14 protein-coding genes and 1 tRNA gene are annotated in these 17342 nt (G+C 65.5%); all 15 read left to right on the forward strand.

Annotated features, from left to right (window positions below; all coding sequences use genetic code 11):
* The first annotated feature begins 376 nt into the window (after positions 1-376).
* The 15 genes from HMPREF2874_RS05535 (at position 377) to HMPREF2874_RS05605 (ending at position 17338) form a co-directional block, all read left to right on the forward strand.
* A tRNA-Val gene (locus tag HMPREF2874_RS05535) sits at positions 377-451 on the forward strand.
* 149 nt (positions 452-600) lie between these two features.
* Positions 601-1464, forward strand: coding sequence for a cytochrome (locus tag HMPREF2874_RS05540; RefSeq protein WP_070649262.1), 864 nt, complete (start codon positions 601-603; stop codon positions 1462-1464).
* 256 nt (positions 1465-1720) lie between these two features.
* Positions 1721-2320 (forward strand): peptide deformylase, encoded by a 600-nt coding sequence (def, locus tag HMPREF2874_RS05545; protein ID WP_049333197.1) that lies wholly within the window; start codon positions 1721-1723, stop codon positions 2318-2320.
* 6 nt (positions 2321-2326) lie between these two features.
* Positions 2327-3295: a methionyl-tRNA formyltransferase gene (fmt, locus tag HMPREF2874_RS05550; protein WP_070649265.1), complete on the forward strand. Its 969-nt coding sequence runs from the start codon at positions 2327-2329 to the stop codon at positions 3293-3295.
* Positions 3292-5265: an RsmB/NOP family class I SAM-dependent RNA methyltransferase gene (locus HMPREF2874_RS05555; RefSeq protein ID WP_070649267.1), complete on the forward strand. Its 1974-nt coding sequence runs from the start codon at positions 3292-3294 to the stop codon at positions 5263-5265. Before fmt ends, HMPREF2874_RS05555 begins: the two co-directional genes overlap by 4 nt.
* Positions 5266-5430: 165 nt before the next feature.
* Positions 5431-6132, forward strand: a complete 702-nt coding sequence (rpe, locus tag HMPREF2874_RS05560; RefSeq protein ID WP_070649269.1) for a ribulose-phosphate 3-epimerase — start codon at positions 5431-5433, stop codon at positions 6130-6132.
* A gap of 332 nt (positions 6133-6464) precedes the next feature.
* Positions 6465-7544 (forward strand): ABC transporter substrate-binding protein, encoded by a 1080-nt coding sequence (locus tag HMPREF2874_RS05565; protein ID WP_070649271.1) that lies wholly within the window; start codon positions 6465-6467, stop codon positions 7542-7544.
* An 87-nt stretch (positions 7545-7631) separates the two neighbouring features.
* The gene (locus HMPREF2874_RS05570) at positions 7632-9041 is read left to right on the forward strand and encodes a hypothetical protein (protein ID WP_070649273.1); all 1410 of its coding nucleotides are present in this window, start codon (positions 7632-7634) and stop codon (positions 9039-9041) included.
* 150 nt (positions 9042-9191) lie between these two features.
* Positions 9192-10106 (forward strand): plasmid partitioning protein, encoded by a 915-nt coding sequence (locus tag HMPREF2874_RS05575; protein ID WP_070649275.1) that lies wholly within the window; start codon positions 9192-9194, stop codon positions 10104-10106.
* Between the two features lie 124 nt (positions 10107-10230).
* Positions 10231-11310 (forward strand): FecCD family ABC transporter permease, encoded by a 1080-nt coding sequence (locus tag HMPREF2874_RS05580; RefSeq protein WP_246823782.1) that lies wholly within the window; start codon positions 10231-10233, stop codon positions 11308-11310.
* Positions 11310-12437: a FecCD family ABC transporter permease gene (locus HMPREF2874_RS05585; protein ID WP_070649277.1), complete on the forward strand. Its 1128-nt coding sequence runs from the start codon at positions 11310-11312 to the stop codon at positions 12435-12437. Before HMPREF2874_RS05580 ends, HMPREF2874_RS05585 begins: the two co-directional genes overlap by 1 nt.
* Positions 12438-12481: 44 nt before the next feature.
* On the forward strand, positions 12482-13285 hold the full coding sequence (locus tag HMPREF2874_RS05590) for an ABC transporter ATP-binding protein (protein ID WP_049333362.1): 804 nt from the start codon (positions 12482-12484) through the stop codon (positions 13283-13285).
* Positions 13286-13814: 529 nt separating this feature from the next.
* Positions 13815-15218: an enterochelin esterase domain-containing protein gene (locus HMPREF2874_RS05595; protein ID WP_083309852.1), complete on the forward strand. Its 1404-nt coding sequence runs from the start codon at positions 13815-13817 to the stop codon at positions 15216-15218.
* A 108-nt stretch (positions 15219-15326) separates the two neighbouring features.
* A complete protein-coding gene (locus HMPREF2874_RS05600; protein WP_070649280.1) occupies positions 15327-17030 on the forward strand; it encodes a (2,3-dihydroxybenzoyl)adenylate synthase in 1704 nt (567 codons plus the stop codon).
* Positions 17031-17110: 80 nt separating this feature from the next.
* Positions 17111-17338, forward strand: coding sequence for a phosphopantetheine-binding protein (locus HMPREF2874_RS05605; RefSeq protein WP_070483918.1), 228 nt, complete (start codon positions 17111-17113; stop codon positions 17336-17338).
* The last annotated feature ends 4 nt before the right edge of the window (positions 17339-17342 follow it).

Consider the following 17342-nt stretch of genomic DNA (forward strand, 5'->3'; position numbering starts at 1 on the left):
AGGAAAAAGCCTTGGTTCTTCGGAGCCAAGGCTTTTTTGTTTATATCTGTATCTGTCGGATGATTTTATAGATTCTATGGTGCCGCCGTGAGCCTCTCACGGCGCCGCTCCTTACGTCGCGGCACTCCGGGGCATGATGGATTTCCTCGCACGCTCGGCATCATGCCCCTCCGTCACCGTTACAAACCGGTTGGGGTCACCGCTAGGAAAAAGCCTTGGTTCTTCGGAGCCAAGACTTTTTTGTTTATGTCTTTATCCGTTAGAAGCGTCTGGCTTTGCGGTGCCGTTCCGACGGGAGAGGGTGGCAAAGTTTTTCAAAAAAGTTGGTTCCTCAATTTGACCTCCCCTCAAACCGTCGGTATAGTCTTATCCGTAAGCGTGATTGGCGCAGTGGTAGCGCGCTTCGTTCACACCGAAGAGGTCACTGGTTCGAACCCAGTATCACGCACCAAAGAACCCCCGTTTCAAGGAACGGGGGTTTTATTGTGTCCACCCCGGCCCACCCTCCGCAGCGGCCCCGCAAGACCCCGCCGACCGCTCGGTCGCCCCGCCGAGGGAACGCCAACCCCGACACGGCCCCACCACGAACGAGGTACCCCCGTGACATCACCCGAACTCGCAACCTCCACCGACTACGGACGAATGTACTCCCGCAAGCGCGGGGGAGAACTGCTCGTGCCCTCCATTACCACCGTCATCGGCCAGCACGCCACCGACCTGAGCGGCTGGCACGGATACATGGCCGCCAAGGCCGCACTCGAAGACCAGCGCGCCTACCGCGCCTCCGGATCCCACGGCCTCAAGTTCGCCATTATCCGCGACGCCGCCAACGCCTCCGAACGATACCGCGACGCAGCCGCCGCCCGAGGCGACCGCGTGCACAACTACGCCGAAAACGTCGCCCTGCGCGCCATGGGACGTGACCACGACGTCGCCGGATGCCGCGAGCTGCTCATCGCTAACGGCGAGCAAGCCTACGCCGACCGCTTCGACGAGTGGTGGGAAGCCTTCAACCCCCGCCCCCTCGCCGCCGAAATCACCATCTGGAACGACACCGTCGGCTACGCTGGCACCCTCGACCTCGTTGCAGAAATTGCGGGCCGCACCTGCATCATCGACTACAAAACCAAGGGCACCGACAAGCGCGGCCGCGTCAAGGCGCTCGACGAGAAGGTCGTCATGCAGCTCGTCGCTGGACTCAAAGCCGAAGAATCCCTCGTCGACCCCGACGCCGGCACCTGGGAACCCTGGAAGTATGGGGACGCGCCCGTGCTCATGGGCGTGGCCCTCGGCGAAACGCAGGTTCTGCCGCAGCAGGCGAACCCCGCCATCCTCGAACGCAACTGGTACAAGTTCTGCGCCCTGCGCCGCGTCTGGGAATTCGACCGCCAGCTCCAAGAATTCGAAGACCCCGCGCTCATGCCCGTGGTGCCGCCGCCCACCGAGCGACGCTCCGCCGCGTAGCATCGCGAGGCAGGGCCGACCGGAACGAACCCCCGGCCGCTCCGCTCAGCTCCCGCGGCGACGACCGGCCCGGGGGTCCGGCTCGGAGACTCCTCCCGGGGACTCAACCCGGAGACTCAACCCGGAGACCCCGGCCCGACACCCTCTAGATTTACCCACCCCGATTCGGGGACAATGGGGGAGAGCCGCACCCCGCGGCACCCCACCGAATATCCGTTAGCACATTAGACCGGCCCGGCGCCGGCAGAGGAGAACTATGACCATCCTGAGCATCCGCACCGTGGGCGACCCGGTGCTGCGCAGCGTCTGCGAACCCATCACCGTCTTTGACGACGACCTGGCGCGACTCATCGACGACATGCTGGAAACCATGTACGACGTGGGCGGCGTGGGATTGGCCGGCCCGCAGATCGGCATCTCCAAGCAGATCTTCACCTTCGGCGGCATCGACGACCGCGAGGGCTACATCATCAACCCCGTGCTCGAGGTCGGCGAAGAAGACCAGGAAGGCGGCGAAGGCTGCCTCTCCGTGCCCGGCCAGAAGTCCGCAACCCCGCGCAAGAACTGGGCGCGCGTGACCGGCGTGGACCGCCACGGTGAACCCCTAGTGCTGGAGGGCGAAGGCCTGTTCGCCCGCATGCTGCAGCACGAGACCGACCACCTGCACGGCAAGCTCTTCATCGACCGCCTGGTCGGCGAGGACCGTCGACGCGTGATGCGTGCCCTGCGCGCCGCCGACTACAACACTGTCGCCGCGAAGACCGTGACCGAACGCGCGACCCGCGTGGGTGGCGCCTTCGGCGGCGCGTTTGGCGCCGGTTCTGCAGGTTCCTCGTTCGGCAGCTTCGGAAAGTAGGTCCACATGCTCAACATCATTTACGCAGGCACCCCCGACGTCGCCGTGCCCCCGCTCGACTACCTCGCGAACTCCGATAAGGTGCGCGTGGTCGGCGTGCTCACCCGCGAGGACGCCCCCGTGGGCCGCAAGCGCGTGCTCACCCCCTCCCCGGTCGCCCAGCGTGCCGGGGAGCTCGGCCTGCCCATCGTGAAGGCAAACCGCTGGAACGACGAGGCCGCCGCAGCCATCGCAGAACTGAACGCTGACGCAGCCGCCGTGGTCGCCTACGGTGCGCTGCTGCCCCTGTCCGCGCTCGAATCCCTGCGCTACGGCTGGGTGAACCTGCACTTCTCTAAGCTGCCCGCCTGGCGCGGCGCCGCCCCCGTGCAGCGCGCCCTCATGGCCGGCGAGCAAGAGATCTTCTCCACCACCTTCCTGCTCGAGGAGGGCCTGGACACCGGCCCCACCTTCGAACAGGAATCCACCCCCGTGACCGCCGACGACACCGCCGGCAGCGTGCTCATGCGCCTGGCCACCAGCGGCGGCGCGCTGCTTGAACGCACCTTCGAACGCCTCGAAGCTGGCGAGCACGGCACCGCGCAGGTCGAGGACGAGTCGGTCAGCTACGCCTCCAAGATGAGCATTGCCGACGGCCGCCTCACCTGGACCGAGCCCGCCGAGCAGATTCTGGCACGCTATCGCGGCGTAACCCCCGAACCCGGCGCCTGGTGCGAACTGGCCGGTAACCGCTTCAAGATCGGCGGCCTCGCGGTTGCCGACGAGCGCCTGGTACAGTCCCTGACCGAGGCGAACGGCGGACCCTTGGCACCCGGTGCGGTGCGCCTGCACGCGAAGAAGGTGCTGGTCGGCACCGGTACCGAACCGCTGATGCTGCTGCAGGTTCAGCCCGCCGGTAAGAAAATGATGGATGCGCCCGCCTGGGCTCGCGGCGCTGGCAAGGACATGGCGGAAGGCCTGGTGGTACTCGCATGAGCAACGAAAAGCGCCCCTACAAGGGAGGACACGGCAAGCCCGGTCACGCTGGCAATGGCAAGCCTGGCAACGGCAAGTTCGGCCCGGACAAGTTCGGCCGCGGCGGCTTCAACCAGGCTGGCGACCAGGGTCAGGGCGGTGCGAAGCGTAAGCGCCGCCGCCGCTCCGGCTCGGGTAATGGCTCGGGTGCTGGCGAGCAGAACCGCCAGCAGAAGTGGGATAACAACTCCCGCGGCGACAAGAAGCGCTTCGAAAACCGCGGCGAGAACCGCGCAGAATCCCGCGCTAACCGCCGCTTCGACGGCCTGACCAGCGTGGAGCGCGCCGAACGCCGCGCCAAGGCCGCGCACGAGGACACCAAGCGCGGTGGCGGTGGCGCATCCCGCCGCAACAAGAGCGGCCACGAACGCAACCGCCGCTCCATGTCCGCCCGCGAGTTCTCGGCGGCGGCTCCCTCGGCACGAAGCCGCACCGCAGACACCGCCCGCGCCACCGTCTTCGAGGTGTTGCGCTCCGTCGCGGAATCCGATGCCTACGCGAACCTCGTGCTGCCCAAGGCGATTCGTAGCCACCGCCTCGACCACCGCGACGCGGGCTTCGCAACCGAGCTGACCTACGGCACGCTGCGCCACCAGGGCACATACGACGCGATCCTGCGCCACTGCGTGGACCGCCCCCTCGAGAAGGTCGGCACCACCACTCTGATCGTGCTGCGCATGGGCGTGCACCAGCTGCTGAACATGCGCGTGCCCGCCCACGCGGCGCTGAACCAGAGCGTATCCCTGGCCCGCGAAAAGATCGGTGCGGGCCCGGCAAGCTTCATCAACGCGGTGCTCCGCCGCGTCTCCGAGCGCACCCCCGAAGAATGGTACGAACTCATCATCGAGGAGGCCAAGGACGACACCGAGCGCATGGCACTGCTCGCCTCGCACCCCGCCTGGATTGTGCGTTCCATGCGTCAGGCGCTGGTCGCGCACGGTCGCCCCGCCACCGAAATCGAGCAACTACTTGAGGCCGATAACCTCGCCCCCGTGGTGAACCTCGTGGCGTTGCCCGGCCTGGGTAGCCTCGACGAGGCGCGAGAACAGGGCGCCGTCGACGGCGAGCTGGTCGAGGGTTCGGCGCTGTACGCATCCGGCGACCTGGCTCGCCTGGAATCTGTGCGTGAAGGCACCGTCCGCGCCCAGGATGCCGGCTCCCAGCTGGTGGCTCGTGCGCTCGCCGTAGCTCCCCTGGACGGCCCCGACACCGCCTGGCTCGATCTGTGCGCCGGCCCCGGCGGTAAGGCGGCACTGCTGGCCGCCCTCGGCGTGCAGCGCGGCGCATCCCTGGTTGCCAACGAGGCGGCCGCTCACCGCGCCCAGCTCGTGGAAGGCTCCCTGCGACCGTTGCCCGAGGGCAGCTACGCGGTGCTCACCGGCGACGGACGCGAAATCACCTCGACCCTGCGCGCGCACGCATCCGAGCTACCCGGCTCCGTCGAGCCCGGCCAGCTCTTCGACCGCGTGATGGTGGATGTGCCCTGCTCCGGCCTGGGTGCCCTGCGCCGCCGCCCCGAGGCGCGCTGGCGCAAGTCCCCGCGCGATATTGCCGAGCTGCTGCCCCTGCAGCGTCAGCTCCTGGATGCGGCCATCAGCGTGACCCGCCCCGGCGGAGTGATCGCCTACGTGACCTGTTCCCCGCACGCGGCGGAGACCCAGAACATTGTTGCCGAGGTGCTCGAAAGCGGCGCGGTGAGCCTGCTCGACTCGGCTGCCGCACTGCGCGAGGTCGCTCTGCACACCGAAGGCGCGGACGGCGAGCCCGTGAGCGTGCTGGCGGGGGAGAAGGACCCCGGCCACACCCCCGAGATTAAGGTCAAGAAGGGTGCGCCGGTCGTGGAGGCTTCGGAGAACCCGACCACCGCTCAGCTGTGGCCGCACGTGCACGGGACCGACGCCATGTTCCTCGCCCTGCTGCGTAAGAACTAGGCTCCGGAAGCTTCGGGTCGTAAACCTGGGCGGTTCAATCCTCCAGGCCCGGAATTGCAGACCCGAACCCGCGCAAAATTAGACCGTCACTCGCCCCGCCCGGCCCATGCTCCATTCCCCGGAGCGCGGGCCGAGCGCGGGGGAGCGCAACGTAAGGACAACACAATGGGCATTGCCATTAACCCGTCGATTCTCTCGGCGGATTTCGCGAACCTGCAGCGCGAGCTCGAACGCATCGCGACCGCCGACGCCGCGCATATTGACGTGATGGACAACCACTTCGTCCCCAACCTCACCTGGGGCCCGCCGGTGGTCAAGCGTCTGCGCGAGGTATCCCCGGTGCCGTTCGACGTGCACCTGATGATTGAGGACGCCGATCGCTGGGCACCTCAGTACGCCAGCATGGGCTGCGAGTCGGTGACCTTCCACGCGGAGGCGGCGATTGCCCCCATCAAGCTGGCGCGCACCCTGCGTGCTGAGGGCGCGAAGGCCGGCATGGCGCTGCGCCCGGCGACCGCCGTGGAACCCTACCTGGACATGCTCAGCGAGCTGGACATGCTGCTGATCATGACCGTGGAGCCCGGTTTCGGCGGCCAGGCGTTCCTGGAGGTGACCCTGCCGAAGATTGCCCGCGCCGCCAAGGCGATTGAGGGCGCGAACCTGCCGGTGACCGTGCAGGTGGACGGCGGCATCACCGAGGAGACCATTCTGCGTGCCGCAGAGGCCGGCGCGACCTGCTTCGTTGCCGGCAGCTCGGTGTACGGCGTGGACGAGGCGCTGGGCGGTCCGGAGGCGGCCATCGCCTCCCTGCGCGCCGCGGCTGCCTCGGTTAAGCGCGCCGGTTCTGGTTGCGGTTGCGGCCACTAGCGGCCCCCGCCGACGGCGGCACCCCGCCCGTACCTAGAAGGCATCACCGAAACCACGTGCGCCCCGTCTTGGGGAGGCGCCCCGTCGCGAACCCCGCGGCGGGGCGTTTGCGCGTTGTAAAGGGGCGGGGGAGAGGTGCGTCTGCGCGCTCGCTCGATTATTTTGACACTCTGTCAGCAAAATTATGACAAATATATGAAAAGTAAAAACCCCGAAAATCCGCGGCAGAGTGGGTCATTGCGTCGGGAATGTATGCGAGACTCTGAATATCTTGATGTAGCACTCAGATGTCTGTAAGGTTAGGTATAGTTTAGTGATATCTAGGGAGAACTATGTCTTTCAACCGTTCCGAGCTGACCGACCCCGAGAACCAGGGCGCATCGGGCGTTAACCGCCGCGCCTTCTTCGGCCTGGCCCTCGCATCCTCCGCTGCCCTCGCCCTCGCGGCCTGCAGCAGCGAGACCACCACGACCACCACCTCCGGCGGCTCCGCATCGGGTAACTCGAACTCCGGCGGCACCCGCACCATCCAGGACGTCGACGACGAAAAGGTTGAGGTCCCCGCCAACCCCAAGAAGGTCATCGTGCTCTCCGAGCCGACCCTCGACGGCCTGCTGGCCCTGGGTGTGACTCCGATTGGCTCCGTTTCCGGTCGCGGCCAGTCCGGTGTGCCCAACTACCTTGCCGACCGCGCCAAGGACGTTCAGATCATCGGCACCGTTGCCCAGGTGAACTACGAACAGATTGGCAACCTCGACCCCGACCTGATTCTGGTCGACTCCACCGGCGTGGACAAGCGCTCCGAAGCCTTCGAGACCCTCAAGAAGATTGCCCCCGTGGTCTACTGCGGCTACGCCGGCGGCGACTGGCGCATCAACTTCCGCAACGTAGCGAACGCGATGAACATGGTCGACAAGGGCGAAGAGGTCATCAAGGCCTACGAGGCAAGCGCAGCGGCGCTGAAGGAACAGCTGGCCCCCAAGTACGGCGACAAGACCTTCTCCATCGTGCGCTGGGCGGGTAACGGTCCCGCGCTGATTCTGAAGGAACTGCCCGCCGGCCAGGTGCTCAACGACCTGGGCCTCAAGCGCCCCGAGGCGCAGGACCGCAACGGCCAGGGCCACTCCGAGCCCGTCTCGCTTGAGAACCTGGCAACCATCGACGCGGACTACATGTTCCTGGGCACCCTCGGCGGCGCAAGCCAGAAGAACCCGAACGCGCAGGGCACCGCGGGTCTGCAGGGCGCCGAAGAAGCACTGAATAAGGCGAAGGAAACCTCCGGTTTCACCAACCTGAAGGCAGTCAAGGACGACCACGTGATTCTCGTGGACGGCTCCAAGTGGACCTCCACCGGCGGCCCCCTGCTGCTCAACGGCATTATCGAGGACGTCAAGAAGGCCCTGCCCCTCTAAATCCTCACCCCTCTCTGGCTTCCCGTAGCGGCCCCGGTCGCTGCGGGAAGCTTGCACGACTCACCACCTTCGCAAGGAACAACCACCATGACCAATCACCGCCCCGCCCGTGCCGCCGCACGGTACGGCGCTGTCGTTGCGCTTGCCGGCGCGCTCGTGGCTCCCGGTGCGGCCCTGACGGCACCGACCGCATTCGCGGATTCCAAACTGCCGATTGGAATCGCCTCGGATCCGGCGGCCAGCCCCTCGGCCACCCCCAGCGCCGAGCCCAGCAAGACCGCGGACCCCACCCAGTCTGCGGCGCCGAGCCCCACCTCCGCGTCACCGAAGTCCACCGACTCCAAGCCCGCGAACCCCGTGAAGGCGACCGTGACCATCTCCACCGAGAAGTGGCGCGAGGGTAAGCTCGTAATGCGCGGCGAGGGGTTTGTCAGTAACGCCCCCGGCCGCGGCGCTGTTTTTGCGGTCAAGTTCTTGGATGCCATTCCCGATAATGCTCACGAGGCTATTAACCCCCTGACTAACAAGGGCGGTAACTCACCCGCCAACTTTATGGCTATCGCCAAGGAAGACGGCACTTTCGAGGTTGAGGTGCCCCTGCCGACCGCTGAGAATACCGGCCTGAGCACCGAGGATTTGGCTAAGGCAGGCTGGGCGGTTGAAAACACCGAACACACCGTGCAGATTCTCTCCGGCTCCCTGGGTGGAGCGGACGAAAACGACAACAACTACGACCGTAGCGTGTCTATTCGACAGAAGATTATGCTCAGCGACACCGCCCCCGAGTACAAGCCCACCGAAGCACCCGAGGCGATTCACGCGACCGCGCTGACCGACGGCAAGGGTGTGCAGGTGCGCCGCGATGGCTCCACCGTGACCGTGACCGTTCCGGGCGCGGAACCGGGCACCTGGGTGTACGCCGCAACCTACCTGGGGGATTCCCCGCAGGCGCTGTACGCCTCCGGCTGGAAGCGCCTGGACGATAACCGCAGCTTCAGCTACGAAACCAGCGCGACCATGCCATCGGCAACCTACCGTGTGGTCGTGCACAACGGTAACCAGGGCGCCGAGAACGCCGTGCTCGGCTTTGCCGACATGACCGTCGAGCGTGCCGCGGCACCCCGCGTGGACGCATCCGATGACGACCTGGGCTCCTACGAGGCAGAGCCGACGCTCGCCACGGTGGTCACCCCCGCTGAGACCGTCGTGAACCGCGTGCAGGCCAAGGCGAAGGAAGAAGCACCGCAAAGCACCACCGCGAAGCCCGAGGCTAAGGCGACCGCCAAAGCTACCAGCTCGCCTTCCGCCTCGCCGCGTTCGACCGCCAGCGCCTCAGCCAGCCCCACGGCCCTGACCGCTCAGGGCCCGACCGTTGAGGGCACCGAGCTGACCGGCGCAACCAAGTGGTTCGTCAACAACGCGAATAATCTGCTGCTCTCCGCGGCCGGCCTGGTGATTCTGGCCCTGGCGCTGACCAGCCGACGCACGAACAAGTAACCCCCCCAAAGAGCCCGGGACCGCTCCCGAAAGGGCTCACCCGGCCTCCGCCGCCTTTTTCGAGAATGAGCGCGGCGGAGCCGGACCAGAACCAACGGGGCGCCCGGCAACGGGACCGCCGGCCGCCCCGGAGAATGTGAAAGGACCACCATGCGTGCACCTTTTTCGGCTGCCTCCTCGAAGGCACCCTTCACCCGCAAAGCCCTGACCGCCTGCGCCGCGGCCTCCCTGGCCCTGGGCCTGGGAATGGGTAGCGCCTCTGCCCTGCCCCCGGGCGGCGCGAAGGCTTCCACCCCCGGTACCTCCTCGACCGTCTCCTCCTCTGTGAGCGAGCACGGCGTGATTTCCTTTACCCTGAGCGGTTTCCCCGCGAACACCCAGGTGTCGGTGAAGGTTGACGACGGCGATCTGTGCCCCTCCGATGCCGCGCAGGGTGCCTGCGTGGTGCACCAGCAGATGAGCGATGGCAACGGTAACGTTTCCGGCTCCTTCGTGCTGCCGGACGTTGGCACCGGCAAGCACACCCTGCGATTCCTGGCTACGGGTGAGAAACACGATAAGGACGGCAAGTACCTGGGCACCGAGGCCTACACGAACCGCAGCCCCGAGTTCACCGTGACCTCCGAGGGCGGCTCCGATTCCTCGAACTCCTCGAAGTCTTCCTCGCGCCGCACTGGCTCCGAGGACTCCTCGAACTCGCAGGGCGATGAGTCGAACGGCGAGGTCGAGACCGTGTACACCGATGCCGAGGGCAACGTCATCTCCAAGGAGGAGTACGACCGCCTGAACGCGGAAGCCGGTTCGTCCGAGTCTGCTTCCGCATCGGCTGAAGCAAAGGAAACTGTGAAGGCCACCGCGAGCGCTTCGGCCTCCTCGAGCTCCCCCGCACGCGGTAGCGCCTCGGTGCCTTCGGCCTCGGCATCCGCATCGGCTTCGAGCGTGAATAACGCCGAGAAGACCGTTCAGACCGTGACCTACGGCGCCGCATTCCCGTGGGTCGGCGTGATCGTCCTGGGCCTGAGCCTGGTCGCCGCCGCAGCCGTATTGGTGATTCGTAAGCGCTAATATCTCTGAACGTCGGAGGCGGGTGGGGGAGTGCCCCCGCCCGCTCCGGCGTTTTCTCGCGTCGGCACGCACCGTGCCCGCGTCCCCTGTTTTTGTCCTCATCGAGCATGTCTATAGGAGCAATGTGACCGTCAAGAGTGCATCGCCCAGGCCCGCTCCGCACGAGATGACGACGTCCCCGGCCCACGTGAAGGATTCCGTGGTGCAGGGCCGAAAGCTGGGCCGCCGCCTGGCCTGGCTGGCCCTGCTGGCGCTCCTGCTGGTGGTCGCTGTGGTTGCCTCGTTGCTGTTCGGGTCGAATAATTTGCCGCCGGATCAGGTGGTGGGTGTGTTGACCGGGAATGCCTCGGAGGAGGCCCGGACCATTGTCATGGAGCAGCGCGTTCCGCGTACCCTGGTGGGAATTATCGTGGGTGCGGCCCTGGCGATTGCGGGTTCGCTTATGCAATCCCTGACCCGCAACCCGCTGGCCGAGCCCGGCCTGATGGGCGTGAACGCCGGCGCCTCGGTGGCCGTCATCGGCTCCGTGGTGGCGTTTGGCGTGATGGGCATTTGGCAGTACATGATTGCCGCGACGATTGGTGGCGCACTGGCCGCGATACTGGTGTACACCCTGGGCCGCGGCCGTGACGGGTCGATTGTGAAGCTGGCGTTGGCGGGTGTGGCGATTTCTGCCGCGCTGTCGGCGCTCGCGCAGGGCCTGCTGCTGGCCAATCAGGATGCGTACAACGAGTTCCGCCTGTGGGTTTCCGGTTCTCTGGAGGGCCGCGGCATGGATATCGTCTCGACCGTTGGCCCCGTGATTGCGGTGGGCGTGCTGATCGCTTTTGTGGTGGCCCCGGCCATTAATGCCCTGGGCATGGGCGAGGAGGCGGCCACGAGCCTGGGCGTGAGCGTGCGTACCACGCAGAACCTGACCCTGCTGTCGGTGACGGTGCTGGCGGGTGCCGCGACGGCCGCGGTGGGCCCCATCAGCTTTGTGGGTTTGGCCGTGCCGTTCGTGGTGCGCGCCCTGCTCGGTAACGATGTGCGCTGGGTGAACTACGGCTCGGCCCTGCTGGGACCGGTGTGGCTGCTGGGCGCGGATATTCTGGCGCGCGTGTTGGTGGCCCCGCAGGAGACGCAGGCGGGCATCGTGGCAACCCTGGCGGGCGCCCCGGTCTTCCTGTTCCTGATGACCCGTCGCAAAGTGGAGGCGCTCTGATGTCGAATAGTTCTGTTTCGGCGCGCTCCGCGTCGACTGTTTCCTCGGCTGCTGTTTCGGCGGTCGCCGGGGCGGGGTATCCCCGCCGCGGTCGCGATCTGGGTGGCCGTCCCGTTCTGACCGTGCGCGGGCCGCTCAGCGCGCAGATTCCCTGGCGCGTGGTCATCCTGAACGTAATCCTGGTGGCGGCTATCGCTTCGCTGGCCTTCTGGGGCATGTTGCAGGGCGATTACAAGCTCGCCTCCGAGAAGGTCATCCCGGCGTTGCTGGGTGAGGGCAAGCCGATTGCGGTAACCTTTGCCCAGCAGCGTGCGGCGCGCATCGTGGCGGCCCTTCTGGTGGGTGCCGCGCTGGGCCTTTCTGGTTCGATCTTCCAGGTGATTTCGGGTAACGCCCTGGGCTCGCCGGATATTATCGGTTTCACGAACGGCGCCGCGACCGGTGCCCTGCTGCAGATTATTGTGTTCAACTCCGGGCCCGTGGAGGTGGCGCTGGGCGCGGTGATTGGCGGCCTGGCGACCTCGATTCTGGTGTGGCTGATGACGCGCAACACGGGTCTGCACGGTTTCCGCCTGGTGCTGGTGGGTATCGGCGTGGGTTCGACCCTGGCGGCCTTCAATGCGCTGCTGGTCGTGCGCGCCTCCCTGACGCAGGCGCAGACGGCGGCCTCGTGGCTGGCCGGCTCGCTGAACGACATGACCTGGGAGCGCACGTACTCGCTGCTGGGCCTGCTGCTGGTCGTGACTCCGTTGCTGCTGATGCTGGTTCGCCCGCTGGGAGCCATTCGTTTTGGTGATCAGGTGGCCTCCGGCCTGGGTGTGAGCGTGAACTCCTACCGCGTCGCAGCCCTCTTCATCGGTGTGCTTTTGGTCTCATTGGCGACCGCGACGACCGGACCCATCGCTTTCGTGGCCCTGGCCGCGCCGCACATCGCGAAGAGCCTGGGACGCATCGGCGGGGTGGGTTTCACCTCCTCGGCGCTCATGGGTGCGCTCATGGTGCTCGGTTCCGACCTCATCGGTCGATTCGCCATTCCGGGCCGCATCATTCAGGTGGGTGTGGTGACCGGCGCGATTGGCGGTCTCTACCTGATTTATCTGATTTATCGTGAAAGGACGAGGAGCTAGTGAGCACGAAGACTAGCGTGACCAGCCGCCTTGAGGGCGAGCAGATGGTGGTGGCCTACGGCGAGCACACGGTGCTCAACGGGGTGGACTTTCAGGTTCCCGAGGGTGAGCTGACCGTTATCCTGGGCCCGAACGCCTGCGGTAAATCGACGACCCTGAAGGCTCTGGCCCGCGTGAATCCGCTGAAGGAAGGCGAGGTGCGCCTGGACGGCACGCCGCTGCCGCAGATGAAGTCCCGGGCCATCGCCAAGATTCTGGCGATGCTTCCGCAGACCCCGGAAGCGCCCAGCGGCGTGACCGTGGCGGACGTGGTAGCGCGCGGACGCTACCCGCACCAATCGCTACTGCGTTCCTGGTCTGAGGAGGACGAGCGGGCCTGCGTGGAGGCGATGAAGGCGGCTAACGTCCTGGAGCTTGCGGAGCGTCCGATTGAGGCGCTCTCGGGCGGTCAGCGTCAGCGCGTGTGGATCGCCATGACCCTCGCGCAGCAGACCCCGCTGATTCTGCTCGATGAGCCGACGACCTATCTGGACATCACCCACCAGATTGAAGTGCTGAACCTGACCAAGAAATTGCACGCCGAGGGTCGAACTGTTGCCGTGGTGTTGCATGACCTGAACCTCGCTTTCAGGTATGCTACTCATGTTGTGTTAATGAAGCAGGGACGGATTATCGCTCAAGGTGATCCTCGTGCAATAATTACACCGGAACTAATTCAGGAAGTTTTTGATCTTCAATCGATCATTATTCCTGATCCGTGTACTGGAACTCCTTTGGTGATTCCGAAGGAACACCAGGACATCCATATCGCCGCCGACGCTATTTCGGCGGCCCGCGAAAGCGAATAGTTTTCGCCCCTAAGCCGCGTGGGAGTTGGCGCCACCCGTATCTATACGGGAGGAAAAGCCGGGCATTGCGCTCTGCAGCTAGCGAGAGGATCTGAGGGACCCAGGATCCCCCGCGCGTAGGGCGCCTACCCGGTGCTCGCCCGTCTTTGACGCATGAACGGACCCGAGCACTGGGTAGGTTCCATCTCTCATGGGAATCCCCTGAGTAAGGCACCGAGACTGCCGCATGAGGCGTACATTGTTGCGTTTGATGCACGGTCTCGGTGCCTTATTTGTTTCTGTGCCCTATGCGATTGCCCCCGCGGCTCTTTCGGGGCGTTTTTCTCTTTCAGATGACGTCATATTTTTGTTCGCTATTTCGCTCAGGTTTGGGTTAGGGATACCATAGAGTGAGGTAGGGGAGGCTAACCAATATTGACGTTCCTCCTCACCGCTAAAGGAGTACTACATCACGCTACGTTGCTCACGCGCAATATCACCGATGAGGAGGCATGGACAGGGACCGCACGACCCCGAATCCGAAAGCACCATGGAGAGCGCAACCACCACGCAGACTGACACCGCCCCGGCGGACACCACGCTGACCGCCACCCCGCAGGCCGCCGAGAAGGCCGCCGCACAGCAGGTTCGTCCGACCCCTCCCAAGACCCCGCGCCCCGTACCTGCGCCGCGCGTGGATAGCCCCCTCATTACCGCCCTGATTGCCGAGGCCGTGAGCCCCGAAGAGCTGAACGCCCGCATCGTTGAGGTTGTCTCCGAGGGCACCCCCATTATTGAGCCGGTGGTGCGCGCCGACGGCACCGTGGACGACTCCGAACGTATCGCGACCTTCCTGTACCACCACGAGCAGGCCGAGCAGGTGCTGATGTTCATCAACCGCCTGACCGACGAGAAGAACCTCGACCGCTCCCTCATGAGCCGCATCGAGGGTACCGGATGGTGGCAGCTGAGCATGCAGATGAAGACCACCTGGCGCGCCTCCTACAACTTCCTGCCCGCGCTGCCGGGTGAGCGTCCCGTCTGGCTGGACGACGACGACCAGGTGCGCCTGCGCGCCGCCCTGGATGCCGGCGAGGGCGACCCGCTGAACCCCGAAACCGTGTGCAACCGCATCGGCCGTTGCATGGGCGTGGTGCAGCTTGAGGACGCCCCCGTTCAGGAGTTCCTGCTGACCCAGGCTGAGATTGACGAGCTGCCCGAACCCGAGTGGATGCAGACCCCCGACGGTCACCGCTACGTTTTGGGCCGCGTGGGCGAGCCCGGCCCCGACTCCCCGCTCTTCGTGCAATTCGACGGTGAGATGTGGTTCAGCCAGGGCATGGAGCAGACCCTCAACCGCGCCTACGAGGCGGGCCGTATTCCGTCGATGCACGTGTTCTTCCTGCACTCGGGCGGCCGCGAGAACCGTTGGAAGGAACTCAACGGCGGCAACCCGATTGGCGATTACCTGGCCGATGTGGCGTTCCCGCACCTGCGCAAGGTGCACGGTATTCAGACTGCCCCCGGCAACATTATTGTGAACGGCCAGTCCCTGGGCGGCCTGTCCTCGTTGCTGGCGGTGTTTACCCGTCCCGAGGCCTTCGGCGGCGCGATCGCCCAGTCCTCCTCGCTGTGGCAGCCGCAGGTCATGGACCGCCTGAAGGAGCTGGAAGCCGCCGGCGAGCTGGATCGTCTGAGCCACCTGAAGGTTGAGATTGAGGTGGGCGAGCAGGAATGGATTCTGGTGCCCCCGCATCGCGAGTTGCGCAAGTACGCCGAGGAGCACCACCTCGACAACCTGCGCTTCAGCACCTTCAACGGCGGTCACGACTACGCTTGCTGGCGCGGTGCGATTGTGCCGAGCTTGGAGCGTCTCATCTCTGAGTGCGCCGCGGAGCATCCCGAGTACGTGTCGTACTGCCTGCGTCGCGAAATCGCCCGCCAAGTCGCATAACCCTGAACTGTACCGGGGCGGGACCCCGCTCGCTCGTGTACGCTGCGAGCGAGGACCCGCCCCCGCACTATGCTCACCGTAGAGACTACAACACAGAAAACGAGAGAAATGACTGTAGTAGAACGCAGCCCGCTTGCCGAGACTCCTCTCATCCCCGAGTCTTTTGCCGCCAAGTACCGCGAGGCAGGCTACTGGATTGACCAGACCATTCCCGAGTTCCTGCTGGATGCGTGCCGCGCCAAGCCGCACTTCCCGGCGCTGGTGGCGCTTTCGCACGCGCAGCTCGATGAGAACGGCAAGCCCCAGCAGATTCGCCTCTCCTACGGTGAGCTGGAGGCGGCCGGTCGTGCCGCTGCGGCGCGCCTCGTGAAGGCGGGCGTGCAGCCGGGTGACCGTGTGCTGCTGCAGCTGGGTAACACCGCCGAGTACCTGGTGTACCTGCTCGGCATTTTCTGGGCGGCTGCGCTGCCGGTGTTCTGCCTGCCGCAGCACCGCACCACCGAGCTCGTGCACTTCGCGACCCGCACCGATGCGGCGGCGCACGTGTTCTCCTCGCTGACCCCCGGCGCGGATTTCATTGCACTGCACGAGGACGTTGCCGCCGAGCTGCGCAAGAACTCCCTGGAGCCGCCCGTTGCTATTGACGTTGCGGAGCCGCTGACCCCGCTGACCGAAGAGGAGCTCGCCGAAGAGTTCGTGCCCGGCGTCATCCAGAACACCGAGAAGACCCGCGCGAGCGAGCAGGTGGCGTTCCTGCAGCTCTCCGGCGGTACCACCGGCATTTCGAAGCTGATTCCCCGCACCCACGCCGCCTACCTGTACTCGGTGCGCGGCTCGGTCGACATCTGCAAGCTGAACAACAACACGACCATGCTCGTGGTGCTGCCCGCCGCCCACAACTTCACGATGAGCTCGCCCGGTATTCTGGGCGTCATGTGCGCCTCCGGCAAGCTCGTGTTTGCGGCGGATCCGTCCCCGCAGACCGCGTTCCACCTCATCGAGATGGAGGGAGTGACCACCTCCGCGCTGGTGCCGCCGCTGGCTCAGGCGTGGGTTGCCTCCGCGGAGAAGCGTGGCGTGTCCCTGCCGTCCCTGCAGACCCTGCAGGTGGGTGGTTCGAAGCTCGCGCCGGCGGTTGCGGGCAAGATTGAATCGGTGCTCGGTTGCACGGTTCAGCAGGTGTTCGGCATGGCTGAGGGCCTGGTGAACTACACCCGTTCGACCGACCCGATTGAGCTGCGCCTGCGGACTCAGGGCTACCCGATTAGCCCCGACGACGAGATCCTGATTGTCGATGATCAGGATCAGCCGGTCAAGCGCGGCGAGAGCGGTCACCTGCTCACCCGCGGCCCGTACACGATTCGCGGCTACTACCTGGAGGAGAACGCGAACCGCTACGGCTTCACCGAGGACGGCTTCTACCGCACCGGCGACATTGTGCGCCTGGTTGCCGGCAAGTACCTTGAGGTGACCGGCCGCGCGAAGGACCAGATTAACCGCAACGGCGAGAAGATTGCCGTGGACGAAATTGAAGAGCTGGCGCTGACCCACCCCGACGTTTTTGACGCCGTGGTTCTGGGTATCCCGGACGAAACCGTGGGCGAGCGCGTGGGCCTGGTCATTGTGCCGAAGGAAGGCGCCGACCTGGGCGAAAACCCGCGCCGCACGATGCACGAGTTCTTCACCTCGAAGAAGCTCGCCGACTTCAAGATTCCCGAGCGCGTGCAGGTTCTGCAGGAGCTGCCCACCACGAACGTGGGTAAGATTTCTCGCCGCGAGCTGCGCGCCAAGCTTGCCGAAATTTTCGGCTAGGCACTTTTCGGCTAAGCCGGCTACGCCCCGTTTCTTTGAGGGATTTTGACCGATCCCGACCGACCCCAAAGAGGAGAAAAATGTCCGCAACCGAGACCCTGCGCCCCATCCTGGCGAAGTACATTGTTGAGCCCGATTCCCTGCAGGCAGCGTTCGACGACCCGACCACCGAGCTGTTCTCGCTGGGCCTGGATTCGATGGGCTCCTTCGCCCTGCTCGATGACCTGGCCGCCGAGGGTGCCGTCATCGAGTTCACCGAGCTGGTGGAGAACCCGACCGTGGAGTTCATCGCCTCCCGCCTGGGCTAAGCCT

The organism is Rothia sp. HMSC068F09 (genome assembly GCF_001812775.1).
In the GTDB taxonomy this organism is placed as follows: Bacteria; Actinomycetota; Actinomycetes; order Actinomycetales; family Micrococcaceae; genus Rothia; species Rothia mucilaginosa_A.

Coding starts and splice junctions, on each gene's coding strand:
- HMPREF2874_RS05570 (WP_070649273.1), top strand. CDS start 7,632: ATGACCAATCACCGCCCCGCCCGTGCCGCCGCACGGTACGGCGCTGTC.
- HMPREF2874_RS05595 (WP_083309852.1), top strand. CDS start 13,815: ATGGAGAGCGCAACCACCACGCAGACTGACACCGCCCCGGCGGACACC.
- HMPREF2874_RS05605 (WP_070483918.1), top strand. CDS start 17,111: ATGTCCGCAACCGAGACCCTGCGCCCCATCCTGGCGAAGTACATTGTT.
- rpe (WP_070649269.1), top strand. CDS start 5,431: ATGGGCATTGCCATTAACCCGTCGATTCTCTCGGCGGATTTCGCGAAC.
- HMPREF2874_RS05590 (WP_049333362.1), top strand. CDS start 12,482: ATGGTGGTGGCCTACGGCGAGCACACGGTGCTCAACGGGGTGGACTTT.
- HMPREF2874_RS05600 (WP_070649280.1), top strand. CDS start 15,327: ATGACTGTAGTAGAACGCAGCCCGCTTGCCGAGACTCCTCTCATCCCC.
- HMPREF2874_RS05555 (WP_070649267.1), top strand. CDS start 3,292: ATGAGCAACGAAAAGCGCCCCTACAAGGGAGGACACGGCAAGCCCGGT.
- HMPREF2874_RS05585 (WP_070649277.1), top strand. CDS start 11,310: ATGTCGAATAGTTCTGTTTCGGCGCGCTCCGCGTCGACTGTTTCCTCG.
- HMPREF2874_RS05565 (WP_070649271.1), top strand. CDS start 6,465: ATGTCTTTCAACCGTTCCGAGCTGACCGACCCCGAGAACCAGGGCGCA.
- HMPREF2874_RS05575 (WP_070649275.1), top strand. CDS start 9,192: ATGCGTGCACCTTTTTCGGCTGCCTCCTCGAAGGCACCCTTCACCCGC.
- def (WP_049333197.1), top strand. CDS start 1,721: ATGACCATCCTGAGCATCCGCACCGTGGGCGACCCGGTGCTGCGCAGC.
- fmt (WP_070649265.1), top strand. CDS start 2,327: ATGCTCAACATCATTTACGCAGGCACCCCCGACGTCGCCGTGCCCCCG.